16 protein-coding genes and 1 pseudogene are annotated in these 16395 nt (G+C 69.8%); 16 read left to right on the forward strand and 1 reads right to left on the reverse strand.

Annotation, left to right across the window (positions count from 1 at the left end; translation table 11 throughout):
• The 6 genes from ABD378_RS17485 to ABD378_RS17510 form a co-directional block, all read left to right on the forward strand.
• On the forward strand, positions 1–151 hold a 151-nt coding region (locus ABD378_RS17485), incomplete at its 5' end, for a CGNR zinc finger domain-containing protein (protein ID WP_344521867.1).
• A 171-nt stretch (positions 152–322) separates the two neighbouring features.
• A complete protein-coding gene (locus ABD378_RS17490; RefSeq protein ID WP_344521853.1) occupies positions 323–907 on the forward strand; it encodes a sigma-70 family RNA polymerase sigma factor in 585 nt (194 codons plus the stop codon).
• Positions 904–1704 carry an anti-sigma factor family protein gene (locus tag ABD378_RS17495; RefSeq protein ID WP_344521854.1) on the forward strand — a complete coding sequence of 267 codons (801 nt, stop codon included), beginning with the start codon at positions 904–906 and terminating at the stop codon, positions 1702–1704. Before ABD378_RS17490 ends, ABD378_RS17495 begins: the two co-directional genes overlap by 4 nt.
• Before the next feature lie 82 nt (positions 1705–1786).
• Entirely contained in the window at positions 1787–4156 is a 2370-nt protein-coding gene (locus ABD378_RS17500) for a HelD family protein (protein WP_344521855.1), read from the forward strand.
• Between the two features lie 407 nt (positions 4157–4563).
• On the forward strand, positions 4564–5997 hold the full coding sequence (locus tag ABD378_RS17505; protein WP_344521856.1) for an NAD-dependent malic enzyme: 1434 nt from the start codon (positions 4564–4566) through the stop codon (positions 5995–5997).
• Positions 5998–6293: 296 nt separating this feature from the next.
• Complete coding sequence (locus ABD378_RS17510) at positions 6294–6575, forward strand: HU family DNA-binding protein (protein ID WP_016645140.1); 282 nt, start codon at positions 6294–6296, stop codon at positions 6573–6575.
• A 95-nt stretch (positions 6576–6670) separates the two neighbouring features.
• On the opposite strand, the gene murA is transcribed toward ABD378_RS17510, so the two are convergent.
• On the reverse strand, positions 6671–8011 hold the full coding sequence (gene murA / locus ABD378_RS17515; protein WP_344521857.1) for a UDP-N-acetylglucosamine 1-carboxyvinyltransferase: 1341 nt from the start codon (positions 8009–8011) through the stop codon (positions 6671–6673).
• A 245-nt stretch (positions 8012–8256) separates the two neighbouring features.
• On the opposite strand from murA, the gene ABD378_RS17520 reads away from it, so the two are divergent.
• From ABD378_RS17520 to ABD378_RS17565, 10 genes and pseudogenes are all read left to right on the forward strand, one after another.
• Positions 8257–8865, forward strand: a complete 609-nt coding sequence (locus ABD378_RS17520) for a YqgE/AlgH family protein (RefSeq protein WP_344521858.1) — start codon at positions 8257–8259, stop codon at positions 8863–8865.
• A 167-nt stretch (positions 8866–9032) separates the two neighbouring features.
• Positions 9033–9347 carry a hypothetical protein gene (locus tag ABD378_RS17525; protein WP_344521859.1) on the forward strand — a complete coding sequence of 105 codons (315 nt, stop codon included), beginning with the start codon at positions 9033–9035 and terminating at the stop codon, positions 9345–9347.
• Positions 9344–10618, forward strand: coding sequence for a putative T7SS-secreted protein (locus ABD378_RS17530; RefSeq protein ID WP_344521860.1), 1275 nt, complete (start codon positions 9344–9346; stop codon positions 10616–10618). The genes ABD378_RS17525 and ABD378_RS17530 overlap by 4 nt, the downstream gene beginning before the upstream one ends.
• Positions 10619–10651: 33 nt before the next feature.
• The gene (locus ABD378_RS17535; RefSeq protein ID WP_344521861.1) at positions 10652–11215 is read left to right on the forward strand and encodes a hypothetical protein; all 564 of its coding nucleotides are present in this window, start codon (positions 10652–10654) and stop codon (positions 11213–11215) included.
• Entirely contained in the window at positions 11212–11928 is a 717-nt protein-coding gene (locus tag ABD378_RS17540) for a hypothetical protein (protein ID WP_344521862.1), read from the forward strand. Before ABD378_RS17535 ends, ABD378_RS17540 begins: the two co-directional genes overlap by 4 nt.
• Positions 11925–12473 (forward strand): hypothetical protein, encoded by a 549-nt coding sequence (locus tag ABD378_RS17545; protein ID WP_344521863.1) that lies wholly within the window; start codon positions 11925–11927, stop codon positions 12471–12473. The genes ABD378_RS17540 and ABD378_RS17545 overlap by 4 nt, the downstream gene beginning before the upstream one ends.
• A 117-nt stretch (positions 12474–12590) precedes the next feature.
• Positions 12591–12899, forward strand: a complete 309-nt coding sequence (locus ABD378_RS17550; RefSeq protein ID WP_344521864.1) for a DUF3039 domain-containing protein — start codon at positions 12591–12593, stop codon at positions 12897–12899.
• 102 nt (positions 12900–13001) lie between these two features.
• Positions 13002–14624 carry a beta-N-acetylhexosaminidase gene (locus tag ABD378_RS17555; RefSeq protein ID WP_344521865.1) on the forward strand — a complete coding sequence of 541 codons (1623 nt, stop codon included), beginning with the start codon at positions 13002–13004 and terminating at the stop codon, positions 14622–14624.
• Between the two features lie 297 nt (positions 14625–14921).
• Positions 14922–15824, forward strand: a complete 903-nt coding sequence (locus ABD378_RS17560) for an FAD binding domain-containing protein (RefSeq protein WP_344521866.1) — start codon at positions 14922–14924, stop codon at positions 15822–15824.
• Positions 15821–16395: pseudogene (locus tag ABD378_RS17565) on the forward strand ((2Fe-2S)-binding protein); the annotation flags it as partial. The gene ABD378_RS17560 and the pseudogene ABD378_RS17565, both read left to right, overlap by 4 nt.

Below are 16395 nucleotides of genomic sequence, written 5' to 3' on the forward strand. Positions count from 1 at the left end.
CCTGCTGCGCCAGTGCGAGGGCGACAACTGCCCCATCGTGTACCTGGACACGTCACGCGGGCGCCGCCGCCGCTGGTGTTCGAGCGAGGTGTGCGGCAACCGTGAGCGGGTGGCGAGGCACCGGCGGCGCGCGGCCCTTGCGCGGGCCTGAGGCCCGGGCTCGCGCGGGCCTGAGGCGGCGTCGAAGGGAAGCCGCGGAAAACTTGTGCGATCTCCGTTGAACGCAACTCCGGTCGCTTGCGTAAGTCCAGGGTGAACAGCCGACAGGGCGAAGGCAGCCGACAGGGCGAAGCCCGACGAAGAGCGGACACCGGAGGCAGACGTGCGCAAGGATTCCGCCGTGGCCGATGAGCGCCCGCAGGAACGCCCGCACCGACATCGTCTGGTCCCGCAACGCAACGGCCCCGACGAGGAGTTGATGCGCGCCCTCTACCGCGAGCACGCGGGTCCACTTCTGGCCTATGTGCTCCGCCTGGTGGCGGGAGACCGGCAGCGCGCCGAAGATGTCGTGCAGGAAACGCTCATCCGTGCCTGGAAGAACGCCGGTCAGCTCAATCGTGCGACCGGTTCGGTACGCCCCTGGCTGGTGACGGTCGCCCGGCGCATCGTCATTGACGGCCACCGCAGCCGGCAAGCCCGGCCGCAGGAGGTCGATCCGTCGCCGCTGGAGGTCATCCCCGCGGAGGACGAGATCGATAAGGCGCTGTGGCTGATGACTCTCTCGGACGCGCTCGACGACCTGACTCCCGCACATCGGGAGGTACTTGTCGAGACCTACTTCAAAGGGCGTACGGTCAATGAGGCGGCCGAGACACTGGGTATACCCAGCGGGACGGTGCGTTCGCGGGTCTTCTACGCGCTTCGCTCGATGAAGCTGGCGCTCGAGGAGCGGGGGGTGACGGCATGAACGAGTCCTACGGACATGACGCGCGAGGCCATGCGGAAGCGGGCGACGTGCACGAGACCGTCGGCGCCTACGCCCTCGGCATCCTGGACGACGCGGAGGCGACGGCCTTCGAGGCACATCTGGCGGGCTGCGAGTTCTGCGCGCACCAGCTGGAGGAGTTCTCGGGCATGGAGCCGATGCTGGCCGCGCTCGCGGACTTCCCGGGGGCACGCGGCGTACCGGCGATCGGTGAACAGCTCGCCGCGAGGCCGAGCCCGTACCTCGCGGACCGGCTCGTGGACGAGGTCTCCGTGAAGCGGGCGCAGAAGCGCAGGCGCGGCATGTATCTGGTGGCCGCCGCGGCCGCGCTGATCGTCGGCGGGCCGCTCACGGTCCTCGCGGTGAACGACGACGGCGGTACGACGGACGTGGCGGGCGAGCCGCACCCCACGAGCCCCGCCGAGGACGCCTTCTTCAACCACATGGACGACAAGATCAAGGCCACGGACCCGAAGACCAAGGTCAGCGCCACGGTCGGCACGGAGAAGAAGGCCTGGGGCACGCACACGGTCCTTGAGCTGAAGAACGTGAAGGGTCCGCTCAAGTGCTCCCTGGTCGCGGTCGGCAAGGACGGCGAGAAGGAGACGGTGACCACCTGGTCCGTCCCGAAGTGGGGCTATGGCATCGAGGGCAGTCCGAACAAGTGGGCGCGCAGTCCCCTGTACGTCCACGGGGGCGCCGCGATGGACCGCAACGACATCGACCACTTCGAGGTGACCACCTTCGACGGTGACCGCCTGGTGGAGGTGGACGCGTAGGAGAAGTGCACAGAGGGGTCCCCTTTCGCGTACGGTAGACGGCTGCTCAATAGGGCAGCTGCACGTCCGGAAAGGGGCCTCGGTGGCCGACGTACGCGACCGCGAGATCAGCGTCGAACAAGAACATCTCGACCAGGTCTACCGGCGTCTCGAGGAGAAGATCCACGAGGCCGAGTTCCTCATGACCGACGCGGCCAAGCGCTCCCAGGTCGGCACGCCTGGCGCGCTCGCCGAGCGGGACGCGCAGGTGTTTCGCGCGGGAGTACATCTCAACCGGCTCAACAGCGAGTTCGAGGACTTCCTCTTCGGGCGGATCGATCTGCTGCTCGGCAAGGACGGCAAGAAGGGCCCGGACGGCGCCTACACGTCGGTCGAGCCCGCCGAGGACGCGGTGAGCGAGAACAACACCGCCCAGATCGCCGAGACCCTGCACATCGGCCGTATCGGCGTCCTGGACGCGGACTACTCCCCGCTGGTCATCGACTGGCGGGCCCCGGCCGCCGCGCCCTTCTACCGCTCGACGCCGGTCGACCCGGGCCGCGTCGTGCGCCGCCGGGTCATCCGCTCCAAGGGCCGCAAGGTCCTGGGCGTCGAGGACGACCTGATGCGCCCGGAGCTCACGGCGACGCTGGACGGCGAGAGCCTGCCCGTCATCGGCGACGGCGCCCTGATGGCGGCGCTCGGCCAGGCCCGCAGCCACACGATGCGGGACATCGTGGCGTCGATCCAGGCCGAGCAGGACATGGTGATCCGCGCGCCCGCCGCCTCGGTGACGTACGTCGAGGGCGGCCCCGGCACCGGCAAGACCGCCGTGGCCCTGCACCGCGCGGCCTACCTCCTCTACCAGGACCGCCGCCGGTACGCGGGTGGCATCCTCATCGTCTCCCCGACCCCGCTGCTCGTGGCCTACACCGAGGGCGTGCTGCCCTCGCTCGGCGAGGAGGGGCAGGTCGCGATCCGCGCGGTCGGCGCGCTGGCCGACGACGCGGCGGGCACGGTGGAGGCCACGGTCTACGACTCTCCCGCGGTGGCCCGGGTCAAGGGCTCGTCGCGGATGCTGCACGTCCTGCGGAAGGCCGCGCGGGGCGCGCTCGAAGGGGGTGCGGGTACGGCTGCCAAGACCGCGCCCCAGGACGGTCAGCTCGCCTTCGGGGACGACGGTGACGACGACGGTGACGACGGGGAGCCCCAGACCCCCGCACAGACCCCCACGCGCCTGCGTGTGGTCGCCTTCGGCCGCCGTCTGGAGCTTGAGGCCGACGCCCTGGGCCGCATCCGGCGCAACGCGCTCAGCGGCACGGCGCCCGTCAACCTCCTGCGCCCGCGCGCCCGCAAGCTCCTCCTGGACGCCCTGTGGTCCCAGTCGGGCTCCGCGGGCCGGCACAGCGACCCGGAGCTTGCCGCCGAGCTGCGCTCGTCCTTTGACGAGGACATCACGTCCGAGGACGACTTCATCCGGTTCCTCGACGCCTGGTGGCCCGAACTCACCCCGCGCGCCGTGCTCTCCGCGATGGGCGACGAGCGGCGCCTGGGCCGCTGGGCGCGCCGCGTCCTGAACCCGGGCGAGGTCCGCAAGGTCGCACGCTCCCTCAAGCGCGACGCCCTGTCCGTGCACGACGTGGCGCTCATCGACGAACTCCAGTCGATTCTCGGTACGCCGCACAGGCCCCGCAAGAAGAAGGATCTCGACCCCCTGGACCTGCTCACCGGGCTCGACGAACTGATGCCGCAGCGCGAGGAGTCCCAGCGCGAACGCGCGGAACGGCTCGCGGCGGAGCGCACCGAGTACGCGCACGTCATCGTCGACGAGGCGCAGGACCTGACGCCCATGCAGTGGCGCATGGTCGGCCGCAGGGGCCGGCACGCCACGTGGACGATCGTCGGCGATCCCGCCCAGTCCTCCTGGTCCGACCCGGACGAGGCGGCCGCCGCCCGCGACGAGGCCCTGGGCAGCCGCCCGCGCCGCCGCTTCACCCTCACCGTCAACTACCGCAACCCCGCCGAGATCGCCGACCTCGCCGCCAAGGTGCTCGCGCTCGCGATGCCGGGATCCGAGTCGCCGTCAGCCGTACGGTCCACCGGAGTGAAGCCCCGCTTCGCCGTCGTACGCGACAAGGACATCGGTGCCTCCGCACGTGAGGAGGCGGCGCGGCTGCTCGACCAGGTGGACGGCACCGTCGGCGTCGTCGTGGCGATGAACCGCCGTGAGCAGGCGGCCAAATGGCTCGACGGGCTCGGCGATCGGGTGGTCGCGCTGGGCAGCCTTGAGGCCAAGGGTCTGGAGTACGACGCGACGGTCGTCGTCTCGCCCGCGGAGATCGCGGACGAGTCCCCCGCGGGCCTGCGGGTCCTGTACGTGGCGCTGACCCGGGCCACGCAGCAGCTGACGGTCCTGTCCGGCGAGCGTGACGAGCCGGACGGCGAAGGGGTGCCTGACCTGCTCCGCGACTGAGGTGCCCGACCTGCTCCGCGAATGACTTTGCGGGACGGGAATTGCCTTGCGGGGATCGTTTGTTACCGTGGTTGTGGCACCGGCCCGATCCAAGCCCCCGGGCCCAACCTTCGTCGCTACGAGCGACCACTTGCCGCGAGGCGAGCATGGCGGGTCGGTGTCACTAAGCACAGGGAGAGGCCCTCGTCACCACGTGACGAGGGCCTCTTTCCGTTTCAACTTTCCGTTTCAACCACCGGTTGCCGTTTCCCTCTACCGGCTTCCCCCAACTTCTCGTATGGTGGAAACTAGTTTCCGAAAAGCTGGTGAACGAAAAGTTCGCAATCCGAGGCGGCTACCACGTACTCAGTGGTAGGTGCGACGATCGGACGGCAAGAGCAACACGGTGAAAGCAGAGGAAGTCGGCCATGGCAACGGCGCCCAGCGTCTCCTACTCGAACACGGTCCGGTTGGAGGTGCCCGCGAGCGGCACCGCGGTCTCCCAGATCACCACGGCCGTCGAGTCCCACGGAGGCTCGGTGACCGGCCTCGACGTCACGGCTTCCGGCCATGAGGCGCTCCGGATCGACGTCACGATCGCGGCGACCTCCACGACGCACGGCGACGAGATCGTCGCGCAGCTGCGCACCATCGAGGGCGTCACCGTCGGCAAGGTCTCCGACCGTACGTTCCTGATGCACCTCGGCGGCAAGATCGAGATGCAGTCGAAGCACCCCATCAGGAACCGTGACGACCTCTCCATGATCTACACCCCGGGCGTGGCCCGCGTGTGCATGGCGATCGCCGAGAACCCCGAGGACGCGCGCCGCCTCACCATCAAGCGCAACTCCGTTGCGGTCGTAACGGACGGCTCGGCCGTTCTCGGTCTCGGCAACATCGGCCCGAAGGCCGCACTGCCCGTCATGGAGGGCAAGGCCGCCCTCTTCAAGCGCTTCGCCGGCATCGACGCCTGGCCGCTCTGCCTGGACACGCAGGACACCGACGAGATCGTCGCGATCGTCAAAGCCATCGCCCCCGGCTTCGCGGGCATCAACCTCGAGGACATCTCGGCGCCGCGCTGCTTCGAGATCGAGGCCCGGCTCCGTGAGGCCCTCGACATCCCCGTCTTCCACGACGACCAGCACGGCACCGCGATCGTGGTGCTCGCCGCGCTGACCAACGCACTTCGCGTGGTGGGCAAGGGCATCGGTGACGTACGGGTCGTCATGTCCGGCGCGGGCGCGGCCGGTACGGCCATCCTCAAGCTGCTCATCGCGGCAGGCGTCAAGCACGCCGTCGTCGCCGACATCCACGGCGTCGTGCACGCGGACCGCGAGGACCTGGTGGACGCCGCGCCGGACTCGCCGCTGCGCTGGATCGCCGACAACACCAACCCCGAGGGCGCCCGCGGCACCCTCAAGGAAGCGGTCGTCGGCGCCGACGTCTTCATCGGCGTATCGGCTCCGAACGTCCTGAACGGCGACGACGTCGCGGCCATGTCCGACGACGCCATCGTGTTCGCGCTCGCGAACCCGGACCCCGAGGTCGACCCCGCTATCGCCCGCCAGACGGCGGCAGTTGTGGCCACGGGCCGCTCGGACTTCCCGAACCAGATCAACAACGTCCTGGTCTTCCCCGGCGTCTTCCGCGGTCTGCTCGACGCCCAGTCGCGCACCGTCAACACGGAGATGATGCTGGCGGCGGCGGGCGCCCTCGCGGACGTCGTCGCCGAGGACGAGCTCAACCCGAACTACATCATCCCCAGCGTCTTCAACGACAAGGTCGCGGGCGCGGTCGCCGATGCGGTGCGCACCGCGGCGAAGGCGGCTGGGGTGGCTGTGACAGGCGCCACGGCCCAGTAGTACGGCGCGTCGCGGAACGCAGGGCCCTCAAAGGCCCTCTAGGGTGGCGTGGAAGCGCGCCCCCGACTGCCACCTTCCAGGGGCGGTGAAGCTTTTCGTGTGACCCTCAGGGGCCCCGGATTGGCTTTCCCGCCGCAGGTGGGGGCAGGATGCCTTTCTGGGCGCGAGGGTCCGGAATGACGGACCCGGGTCCGGGGCCTGACCGAGGACCCTGGCAGCATCGGCTTCGCTGTGCCCATCATGCGGCTCCGCCGCGTGGCACGCCTCAACGGCAAGAAGAACACGGGAGTACAAACATGAACCGCAGTGAGCTGGTGGCCGCGCTGGCCGACCGTGCCGAGGTGACCCGCAAGGACGCCGACGCCGTGCTGGCCGCGTTCGCCGAGACCGTCGGCGAGATCGTTGCCAAGGGCGACGAGAAGGTCACCATCCCCGGCTTCCTGACCTTCGAGCGCACCCACCGTGCCGCTCGCACCGCCCGGAACCCGCAGACCGGCGAGCCGATCAACATCCCGGCCGGCTACAGCGTCAAGGTTTCGGCGGGCTCCAAGCTCAAGGAAGCCGCCAAGGGCAAGTAGCCTCAGGCAGTACATAGAAGGGGCGGTCACCCACTGGGTGACCGCCCCTTCTGTATGCCGTACAAGATGGCCTCAATCGCCGGCCGGGCTAAAAACTACAAGGTCGCCCTGCCCGGCAGTTCGACCTTCGCGCCGAGCTCCACGAGCTTGTCCATGAAGTTCTCGTAGCCGCGGTTGATCAGGTCGATGCCGTGGACGCGGGACGTCCCCTGCGCCGCCAGGGCCGCGATCAGGTACGAGAAGCCGCCGCGCAGGTCGGGAATGACCAGATCGGCGCCCTGGAGCTTCGTGGGGCCGCTGACGACCGCCGAGTGGAGGAAGTTCCGCTGACCGAAGCGGCAGTCGGAGCCGCCGAGGCACTCGCGGTACAGCTGGATGTGCGCGCCCATCTGGTTGAGCGCGGAGGTGAAGCCCAGACGGGACTCGTAAACGGTCTCGTGGACGATGGAGAGCCCCGCGGCCTGCGTGAGTGCCACGACAAGCGGCTGCTGCCAGTCGGTCTGGAAACCGGGGTGCACGTCCGTCTCCAGGGCGATCGCGTTGAGCGAGCCGCCCGGGTGCCAGAAGCGGATGCCCTCGTCGTCGATCTCGAAGGCACCGCCCACCTTCCGGTAGGTGTTCAGGAACGTCATCATCGAGCGCTGCTGGGCGCCGCGGACGTAGATGTTGCCTTCGGTCGCCAGGGCCGCGGAAGCCCAGGAGGCGGCCTCCAGGCGGTCCGAGAGGGCGTGGTGGTTGTAGCCGCCCAGGCTGTCGACACCGGTGACCCTTATGGTCCGGTCGGTGTCCATCGCGATGATCGCGCCCATCTTCTGCAGTACGCAGATGAGGTCTTCGATCTCGGGTTCGACGGCGGCGTTCGAGAGCTCCGTGACGCCTTCCGCGAGGACGGCGGTCAGCAGGACCTGCTCGGTGGCGCCGACGGAGGGGTACGGCAGCTGGATCTTCGTGCCGCGCAACCGCTGCGGGGCCTCCAGATACTGGCCGCCCTCGCGCTTCTCGATGGTGGCGCCGAACTGGCGGAGCACCTCGAAGTGGAAGTCGATCGGCCGGCCGCCGATGTCGCAGCCGCCGAGGCCGGGGATGAAGGCGTGGCCCAGGCGGTGCAGGAGCGGTCCGCAGAACAGGATCGGGATCCGCGAGGAGCCCGCGTGCGCGTCGATGTCCGCGACGTTGGCGCTCTCCACGTGCGAGGGATCCATGACCAGCTCGCCCGGCTCCTCACCGGGGCGGACCGTGACGCCATGCAGCTGCAGGAGCCCGCGTACGACGCGGACGTCGCGGATGTCGGGGACATTGCGCAGCCGACTCGGAGCGCTGCCGAGCAGCGCGGCGACCATGGCCTTGGGCACGAGGTTCTTCGCGCCGCGGACACGGATCTCGCCCTCCAGCGGGGTTCCGCCGTGGACAAGCAGTACATCGTCGGTGACGGTCATGAATCTCGCGTTCCGATTGGATGGACGGGTGGACCAAAGGGCAAGCGTAATGGGCGTGTACCCCCCTTCCGTAAGGCCAAGGGCACGCGAATCACGTCAGGAGTTCGTGACAACACGAACCGTTCGGAACCGGACACTCCGGGTCACCGCCGAAAGTGTGCGCTCCGGACGCGCCAGTGCGCCCCTGAGCTGCATTCACTCCTGTACGGGCATTGCCTCCCCCCGCGGGGCAAAGATGCGGGATCATGTCGTTCATGACCGAGGTGTCCTCGCTCACAGGGCGGCTGCTCGTGGCCACGCCTGCCCTGGCGGACCCGAACTTCGACCGCGCGGTGGTGCTGCTCCTCGACCACGACGAGGAGGGCTCACTCGGCGTGGTCCTCAACCGGCCCACGCCGGTGGACGTCGCGGACATCCTGGAGGGCTGGGGTGACCTGGCCGGCGCTCCGGGGGTCGTCTTCCAGGGCGGCCCCGTCTCGCTCGACTCGGCGCTCGGCGTGGCGGTGATCCCCGGGGAGGAGGGCGCGTCCCCCGGATCCCGGCCGCGCCCGTCCGGAGGAGAACCGATCGGCTGGCGCCGCGTGCACGGCGCGATCGGCCTGGTCGACCTGGACACACCCCCCGAACTCCTGGCCCCCGCGCTCGGCTCGCTGCGGATCTTCGCCGGGTACGCGGGCTGGGGCCCGGGCCAGCTGGAGGACGAGCTCGTCGAGGGCGCCTGGTACGTGGTCGAGTCCGAGCCCGGCGACGTCTCGTCACCGGACCCCGAACGGCTGTGGCGCGCGGTGCTGCGGAGGCAGCGGAGTGAGCTGGCGATGGTGGCGACGTATCCGGATGATCCTTCGCTCAACTGACGGATCGGCGTTTCAAGACCGTTCGCGGTGGCGCGATCCGGAGTCACCCGGATAGCGTCCAGAGGCGTAATTGACGTCTTGCGTACGGGAGTTGACCGTGAAGCGCCGCAATCCGCCCAAGTCGCCCACCCTCGTGCCGGCTTCGTGCCCGCGGGGGTTCTGAGCCCGTGGCGGACAGGACCAGGTACGACCTCGACCTCATCAAGGACTGCTCGGAGTCGCTCTACCGCATCCACCGTGAGTTCAAGGAGAACGGCGACCCCTCCGACGGCTACGAGAAGGACTTGGGCAGCGACAAGCTGCGCGAGATCTTCGACGACTTCTCCACCACGTGGAAGAAGACGCGCAAGAAGCTCAACAAGGACATCGAGAACCTCGCCAAGATCACGGCCGACGCGGCCAAGGCGTACGAGGACATCGACCACGAGCTCGCCCAAGCGCTCCGGGACGCCAAGAAGAGCGACAAGAAGGGCAAGAAGTGAGCGGGCGGCCGAGCGACTGGACTCCTCTCTACGACTCCGACCCCGTACCCGGCGACCCGTACGAGGTCGCGCGCCTGGGCAAGAAGCTGCGCGGCATGGCCGAGGAGATCGACAAGCAGGCGCGGAACATCAAGGCGCTGGCGTCGGTCGAGAACTGGGACAGTGACGCCGGGCGCGCCTTCCACGAGGTCGCGGGCGACACCGCGGGGCGCCTGAAGAAGGCGTTCGACCGCTACGACGAGGCCGCCGACGCCCTGGGCACGAAGGTCAGGGAGGGCGAGTCCAAGGAGTACGCCAGCGAGTTGCACCGGGCGCAGCGCATGGCGGACAAGGCGCTGGAGGAGTTCCGCGAGGCGGAGGTCGAACAGAAGGCCGCCATGAAGGAGCTGGAGAAGACCAAGGGGACGGTGCCGTCGTCCAAGGAGGACGGCACCGAGCGCACGAAGCAGCAGAAGAAGCAGGACGACGCCACCTCGGTGATGGCCCAGCACCGGCAGAAGATCATGAACGCGGTGGAGATCCGCGACGATGCGGCGAGTGCGGCGGCCAAGAAGATCAAGACCGTGATTCATCACGACGGAGTCCGGGATCCCGGTGGGTTCATGAACTGGATCGCGGACCACGCGGATTGGTTCACGGCTGCGGCGACGGTTCTGGCGGTGGCGGCTTTGGTCGCCGCGGTCGTTCTCACGGGTGGTCTTGCCGCGGTCCTTGTCGTCGCCGCCGCCGCGATGAGTGCCACTGCCCTGTCCGGGCGGCTGTACGACGTCTTCGCGCGGGGCGGAAAACTCGATCTGATGGCGATCACCATCGACGTGCTGGGCATCATTCCCGGACTCGGCGCCCTGAAGGGGTTCACCGCGGCCGCCAAGGGCGCGCGCCTTGCCACCGCGCAGCGCACCGTCTGGGGGATGTTCACCAACGGCATCGCAGTGAAGAACATCAACCGGGGGGCGGGCGTCGCCTCCAAGCTGCTGGGTAAATGGGGTTCGAAGATCCCGGCCGGAGGCTGGGCGCCGGAGAACGTGACCCGCTTCATCAAGGGGGCCGCCCTGACCAAGCTGGGTGTGGACTCCGTCATCAAGCTGCAGCGGATCCTGCCGGGCGAGGACGACAAGCCGAACCACATCACGCCCGATACGGGCCCCGGGGCTCGCCCGCAGCCGAGTACACCACCAAGTGCGCCGTCGACGCCGAGTACGCCTTCACCCTCACCCCGGCCGAGCCCGGCCTCCGCGCCGTTCCACGGTGCGCTGGCGCCCGCACGGTAAGGAGAGCATGTGCTGACAAGCGATTTCCACGCCATGGAGAACCGGCAGTTCGTCGACGACGGCGGGGCGGTTCACGACCTGATTCCTGCCAGCGTCATCGCCACTGTCCCGGCCGCCCGCGAGGCGGCGGAGAGACACGGCAGGGAGGTGGACTTCGATTTCCTCGATGACACGGCGGTGCTCCGGCTGTTGTTCCATCGAAGCCAGGACACGTCGAAGGCGGGAGTGCTCGGCTGTCTCTTCGCGCTGCCCCTGTGCGTCTTCGTCGCGGGCGCATGGCCGTTCTGGGACTTGGTCGCCTCGTCGAAGCCGCGGCCGTTCCAGATCGGATTCATCGTCGCGGACGTCTTGATCGTCTGCGGATTGCTGCTCGCGATGTACCTGTTGAGGCGGCGCAGTCTGCTCGATGTGTCCAATCGCAACATGCGTTGCCGAGTGCGTCTCTACCGCAAGATCGTCGTCATCGCCCGCAACGGCGGAGCAGATGTGCCGCTTCTCTATCCCCACTACGGCATGTACGCCTCGTCGCGGAAGTTCTTCCCCGGCGCGCCGGAGCTGCCCACTCCGTCCCTTCCGGAAGGTAACGCCCCCAAGTGACCGCCCCCACCTTGCCGTCCCGGCTGGAGTTCATCCCGACGCAGGCGGCATCCCCTGACGTCAGCTCCGTCCAGGCCGACGACATCCACGTCCGCTGGGTGATGCCGGAGATCTTCCACGACATCCCCCTCCACGAGGAGGACGAGGACGAGGCGGTCCGGCTGATCGAGGCGCTCGCGCAGAAGGCGCTGCCCGGCGCTGAGGTCGAGGACTGGCTCAAGCTCGCGGTCGTCGTCGCGCTCGGCATGGACGACCTGCTGGCCTCCGGCGCCGAGTACGCGAGCGTCTGCGTGAGCGCGGTCGGCGAGGACCCATGCAGCGCCACCGTCTACGCGGCGCTGACCGACAGCCCCGAAGGTGAAGACAGGGACCCGATCGCGGCCATCGCGTCCAGTCTGCGCCGGGCGGACGCGGGTGAGGTCACCGAGATCCAACTCCCGTGCGGACCCGCGGTGTCGTGCGTCGGCACGCGCGACGACGAGGTGACCGGCGAGCTGACCGAGGACCCGCGAGGACTGACCGTCCCGACGTCATTCATCCGTGTCTACGTCCCGCTGCCGAACGACACCACGCTGGTGATGGAGATGAGCACGCCGACACCTGCGGGGTGGGATCCGTTCGCGACGATGTTCGGGAACATCGTGAGCAGCATTCGCCTGTTCGAGGCGGACGGTGAGCCGCTGATCATCCCGGACCGGGACGCGGACGCGTGAGCGACACCGTGGCGCCGCCGTCGGACTACCGGCTCCTCGTCCCCCGCGACTGGTTCCGCGTCGACCTGACGCAGGAGCGGTGGCGCGGCCGGCTGAAGACGTTCGTGGACCGGGAGGCGGCGGACAGCGGTGCCTCCGGGGAGACCCGGCGCGGCATCTGGACGACCCTGCGCAACACCGCCGAGGCCGGGGTCGCGCAGGGTGCCCTGGAGTTCTTCCTCAAGACCGAGTCGCCGCAGGACTCGGCCTGCCCCGCGTCGCTGCTGGTCTCTCTGCTGCCCACGCCTCCGGGGCTCGCTCCGGACGTCGCCGATCTGGCCGGGACGCTGGCTCGGCGCAGGGGCTCGGGGTCGCGGATCACGACCGGCGAACTCCCGGCGGGGGACACGGTCCGCGCCGCCACGGACGCGACGCTGGACTTTCACGTGCGCATGCCCGGTGGCGTGGGCTATTTGGTACTCGCGTTCTCCGTGCCGCTGAGCGGGACGGAGGGGCCCATGGGCGACCTGTGTGATGCGATCGCGTACTCGTTGAGGTGGGTGTGAGGCCTGGCTGAGGACGAGGGCAAGGTGACGGGCGAGTGACGGGCGAGTAGGCAGGACGCCGCCCGCCCCCGCCCGGCCGATGCCCGTAACCGGCAGGCGTAGGTACCCTTGGATGCCATGAGCACTCTTGAGCCCGAGCCCGAGCGCGGGGCAGGTACGGGGACCCTCGTAGAGCCGACGCCGCAGGTGTCGCACGGTGACGGCGACCACGAGCGCTACGCGCACTATGTCCAGAAGGACAAGATCATGGCGAGCGCGCTCGACGGTACGCCCGTCGTCGCGCTCTGCGGCAAGGTGTGGGTGCCGGGTCGTGACCCGAAGAAGTACCCCGTCTGCCCCATGTGCAAGGAGATCTACGAGTCCATGAACGACGGTGGCGACAAGGACAAGGGCGGCAAGGACGGCAAGGGCGGCGGCAAGAAGTAGCCTCCCGGCGCGGTCCGCGCGGTCCATGACCTTCGTAGAAGGGGCGTTGCGTGTGCCGCAACGCCCCTTTTGCGTCGTGCAATCGCGTGGCAGCCTCGCCGCATGACCTTTGAGCAACTCGTCCCCGCGCCCGCACGCGCCGAGGGACCGCACACCGAAGGCTTTCTCCTCGACCCGTCGACGGTGCTCCGCGCGGCACCCGGCACCGAGTCCACCGAACGCTGGCTGCGCTCCACCATCGGCGCCGCGCTCGGCCTGCCCCTGGCGCCGGGTGACGCGGGCAGCGGCGCCGTCTCGCTGGAGATCGATGACTCCCTCGCGGCCGAGGCGTACCGGCTGACCGTGGGGGAGCGCGGCATCGAGATCGTCGGTGGCGCCGCCCCCGGCGTCTTCTGGGGTGCGCAGACCCTGCGCCAGCTCATCGGGGCGGAGGCCTTCCGCCGCGCTCCCCTGCGGGCAGGGGTTCCGCACACCGTGCCGGGGTGCCTGATCGAGGACAGCCCCCGCTTCCGGTGGCGCGGCATGATGCTCGACGTGGCACGGCACTTCATGCCCAAGGACGGCGTCCTGCGCTATCTCGACCTCCTCGCCGCCCACAAGCTGAACGTCTTCCACTTCCACCTCACCGACGACCAGGGCTGGCGCATCGAGATCAAGCGCCACCCGAAGCTGACGGAGGCCGGGTCGTGGCGGCCGCGCTCGAAGTGGGGGCACCGCGCGTCCGAGCTGTGGAACGACACCCCGCACGGCGGCTACTACACGCAGGACGACATCCGCGAGATCGTCGCGTACGCCCATGAGCGGCACATCGCCGTCGTACCCGAGATCGACATCCCCGGGCACTCGCAGGCCGCCATCTCCGCCTACCCGGAGCTCGGCAACACCGACGTCGTCGACACCTCCTCGCTCGGCGTCTGGGACACCTGGGGCGTCAACCCCAACGTCCTCGCCCCGACCGAGAACACCCTTCGCTTCTACGAAGGGGTGTTCGAGGAAGTCCTTGAGCTCTTTCCCTCCACCTTCATCCACGTCGGGGGAGACGAGTGCCCGAAGGACCAGTGGAAGGAGTCGCCCGCCGCGCAGGCCCGCATCAAGGAACTGGGGGTCGGCGACGAGGACGGGCTGCAGAGCTGGTTCATCCGGCACTTCGACAAGTGGCTCACCGCGCGCGGGCGGCGGCTCATCGGCTGGGACGAGATCCTCGAAGGCGGTCTCGCCGAGGGCGCCACCGTGTCGTCCTGGCGTGGGTACGGGGGCGGCATCGCGGCGGCCAAGGCCGGGCACGACGTCGTCATGTGCCCCGAGCAGCAGGTGTACTTGGACCACCGGCAGCACGGCGGCCCCGACGAACCCGCGCCCATCGGCTTCGTCCGCACCCTGGAGGACGTCTACCGCTTCGAGCCGCTGCCACCGCAGCTGACCGAGGACGAGGCGCGGCACGTCCTCGGCACCCAGGCCAATGTCTGGACCGAGGTGATGGAGTACCACGCACGCGTGGACTACCAGGTGTTCCCGCGCCTCGCCGCCTTCGCCGAGGTCGCCTGGAGCCCGCTCCCGCCGGCCGCCGAGCGCGACTTCGCGGACTTCGAGCGGCGAATGACCCCGCACTACGCACGACTTGACGCACTCGGCGTCGACTACCGCCCGCCCGGCGGCCCGTTGCCGTGGCAGAAGCGACCGGGAGTGCTCGGACGCCCGATCGAGGGGTCGCCCCCGAACGTGTGAGGCGCACCCCATAGTCCGTGTGTCGGGCTGCCCGCGCTGGGAGCGTGGGCAGCCGGACGAAAGCCGTACAAGGGTCACCGAAGAGTGGCAATTCCCGCCGACCGGTGAGGGTATGTGAAAACGGCACAACCCCCTGGTCTGTGGACGAATGGCTCCTAGCGGACCCCCGCGCCGGGGGCCGGGGAAGATGTGCCAGAGTTGCCACGTCCGGGCTGTGAGCACGTACCGTACGGCGGAACAGGCGTAACGGTGAGAACGGCGAGAAAGCCGCCGGGCATCGGGAAGGGGCAGCCGGTTTTGACCACGCACGCACCGCAGGCGGCGCAGACCGCGCAGACGGCGAAGCTGCCTGGGACGTTGGACGAGGCCGTCGAGGCACTCGCCGCGATGCCCGCCGCCGTGCCCGTAGCCGGCGGCACCGACCTCATGACATCCGTCAACGCGGGCCTCCTGCGCCCCGCCGCTCTCGTCGGCCTCGGCCGCATCAGCGAGATCCGCGGCTGGCAGTACCAGGACGGCCACGCGCTGCTCGGCTCGGGCCTCACCCACGCACGCGTAGGGCGGCCCGACTTCGCCGCCCTGATCCCGGCGCTCGCCGCGGCGGCCCGCGCCGCCGGACCCCCGCAGATCCGCAACGCGGGCACCCTGGGCGGCAACATCGCCACGGCGGGACCGACCGGCGACACCCTGCCCGTCCTGGCCGCCCTGGAAGCCATCCTCATCATCGCGGGCCCCGGCGGCGCGCGCCGCGAGGTCCCGGTCTCGCACCTGCTCGCGGGCATGGACATGCTCCGCCCCGGCGAGCTCATCGGCTTCGTACGGCTGCCGCTCCTGCACGCCCCGCAGGTCTTCCTGAAGGCGACGGGACGCACAGGGCCCGGCCGCGCCACCGCGTCCGTCGCGCTCGTCCTTGACCCCGCGCGGCGCGGGGTGCGCTGCGCGGTCGGCGCCGTCGCGCCGATGCCGCTGCGGCCCCTGGAGGCCGAGCAGTGGGTCGCCTCGCTGATCGACTGGGACGGCGAGCGGACGATCGTCCCGGAGGCGCTCACCGCCTTCGGTGAGTACGTCGCCGCCGCGTGCATCCCCGACCAGCCTCCGGCCGATGACGGCTCACCGCAGCCGCTTCCGCCCGCTGTACTGCACCTGCGGCGCACCGTCGCCGCGCTGGCCCGACGAGCACTGGGGAGGGCGCTTTCGTGAGGGACGACCAGACCGATGGAAACGCTGCGAACGCCGCCGGAGGCTGGCAGCCGCATCCGCAGGGGGAGTACGACTCGGACGCCACGGCCTTCGTGCAGCTGCCCGAAGGTGCCCTGGACTCCTTCGACCACTCGCCGCTCGCCGCGCCCGGTCACGGTTACGTGCCGCCGCAGATAACGGTCACCCCGACGACCGCCGACGCGACGGACCCGGCCGCCACGGGTGTCTGGGCCATGCCGCCCGAGGTGACCGGCGCGGGCGCCGGTGTCCAGAACGTGCAGTGGCCCGCCGCGGGCGGCGAACCCGAGCCGTCCGGTCACGACGGTCGTGACGGTCGCGATGTTCAGGAGCACGCGTACGACCCCCGGGCCACCGGGCAGTGGAACTTCCACGAGGCGGAGGGGCACGCGCCCGCCGCCCCCGCCCCGGCCGATGTCACGGGGCAGTGGTCGATTCCGGTCGCCAATGGTGATCTTCCGGACGAGTCGGGCGAGTTCACCACGTCGTCGCTGGCCGCGCAGTGGGGCGGTACGCCGCCCGCGACGCTGCCGGGCGGCGCGGCGGCTCCGTG

The organism is Streptomyces rectiviolaceus, assembly GCF_039533825.1.
Taxonomy (GTDB): Bacteria; Actinomycetota; Actinomycetes; order Streptomycetales; family Streptomycetaceae; genus Streptomyces; species Streptomyces rectiviolaceus.

What these genes read in the sequence shown, in the direction of transcription:
- ABD378_RS17495 (WP_344521854.1), top strand. Translation starts at nt 904, where the DNA reads ATGAACGAGTCCTACGGACATGACGCGCGAGGCCATGCGGAAGCGGGC.
- ABD378_RS17505 (WP_344521856.1), top strand. Translation starts at nt 4,564, where the DNA reads ATGGCAACGGCGCCCAGCGTCTCCTACTCGAACACGGTCCGGTTGGAG.
- ABD378_RS17510 (WP_016645140.1), top strand. Translation starts at nt 6,294, where the DNA reads ATGAACCGCAGTGAGCTGGTGGCCGCGCTGGCCGACCGTGCCGAGGTG.
- murA (WP_344521857.1), bottom strand. Translation starts at nt 8,011, where the DNA reads ATGACCGTCACCGACGATGTACTGCTTGTCCACGGCGGAACCCCGCTG.
- ABD378_RS17520 (WP_344521858.1), top strand. Translation starts at nt 8,257, where the DNA reads ATGTCGTTCATGACCGAGGTGTCCTCGCTCACAGGGCGGCTGCTCGTG.
- ABD378_RS17535 (WP_344521861.1), top strand. Translation starts at nt 10,652, where the DNA reads ATGGAGAACCGGCAGTTCGTCGACGACGGCGGGGCGGTTCACGACCTG.
- ABD378_RS17550 (WP_344521864.1), top strand. Translation starts at nt 12,591, where the DNA reads ATGAGCACTCTTGAGCCCGAGCCCGAGCGCGGGGCAGGTACGGGGACC.
- ABD378_RS17555 (WP_344521865.1), top strand. Translation starts at nt 13,002, where the DNA reads ATGACCTTTGAGCAACTCGTCCCCGCGCCCGCACGCGCCGAGGGACCG.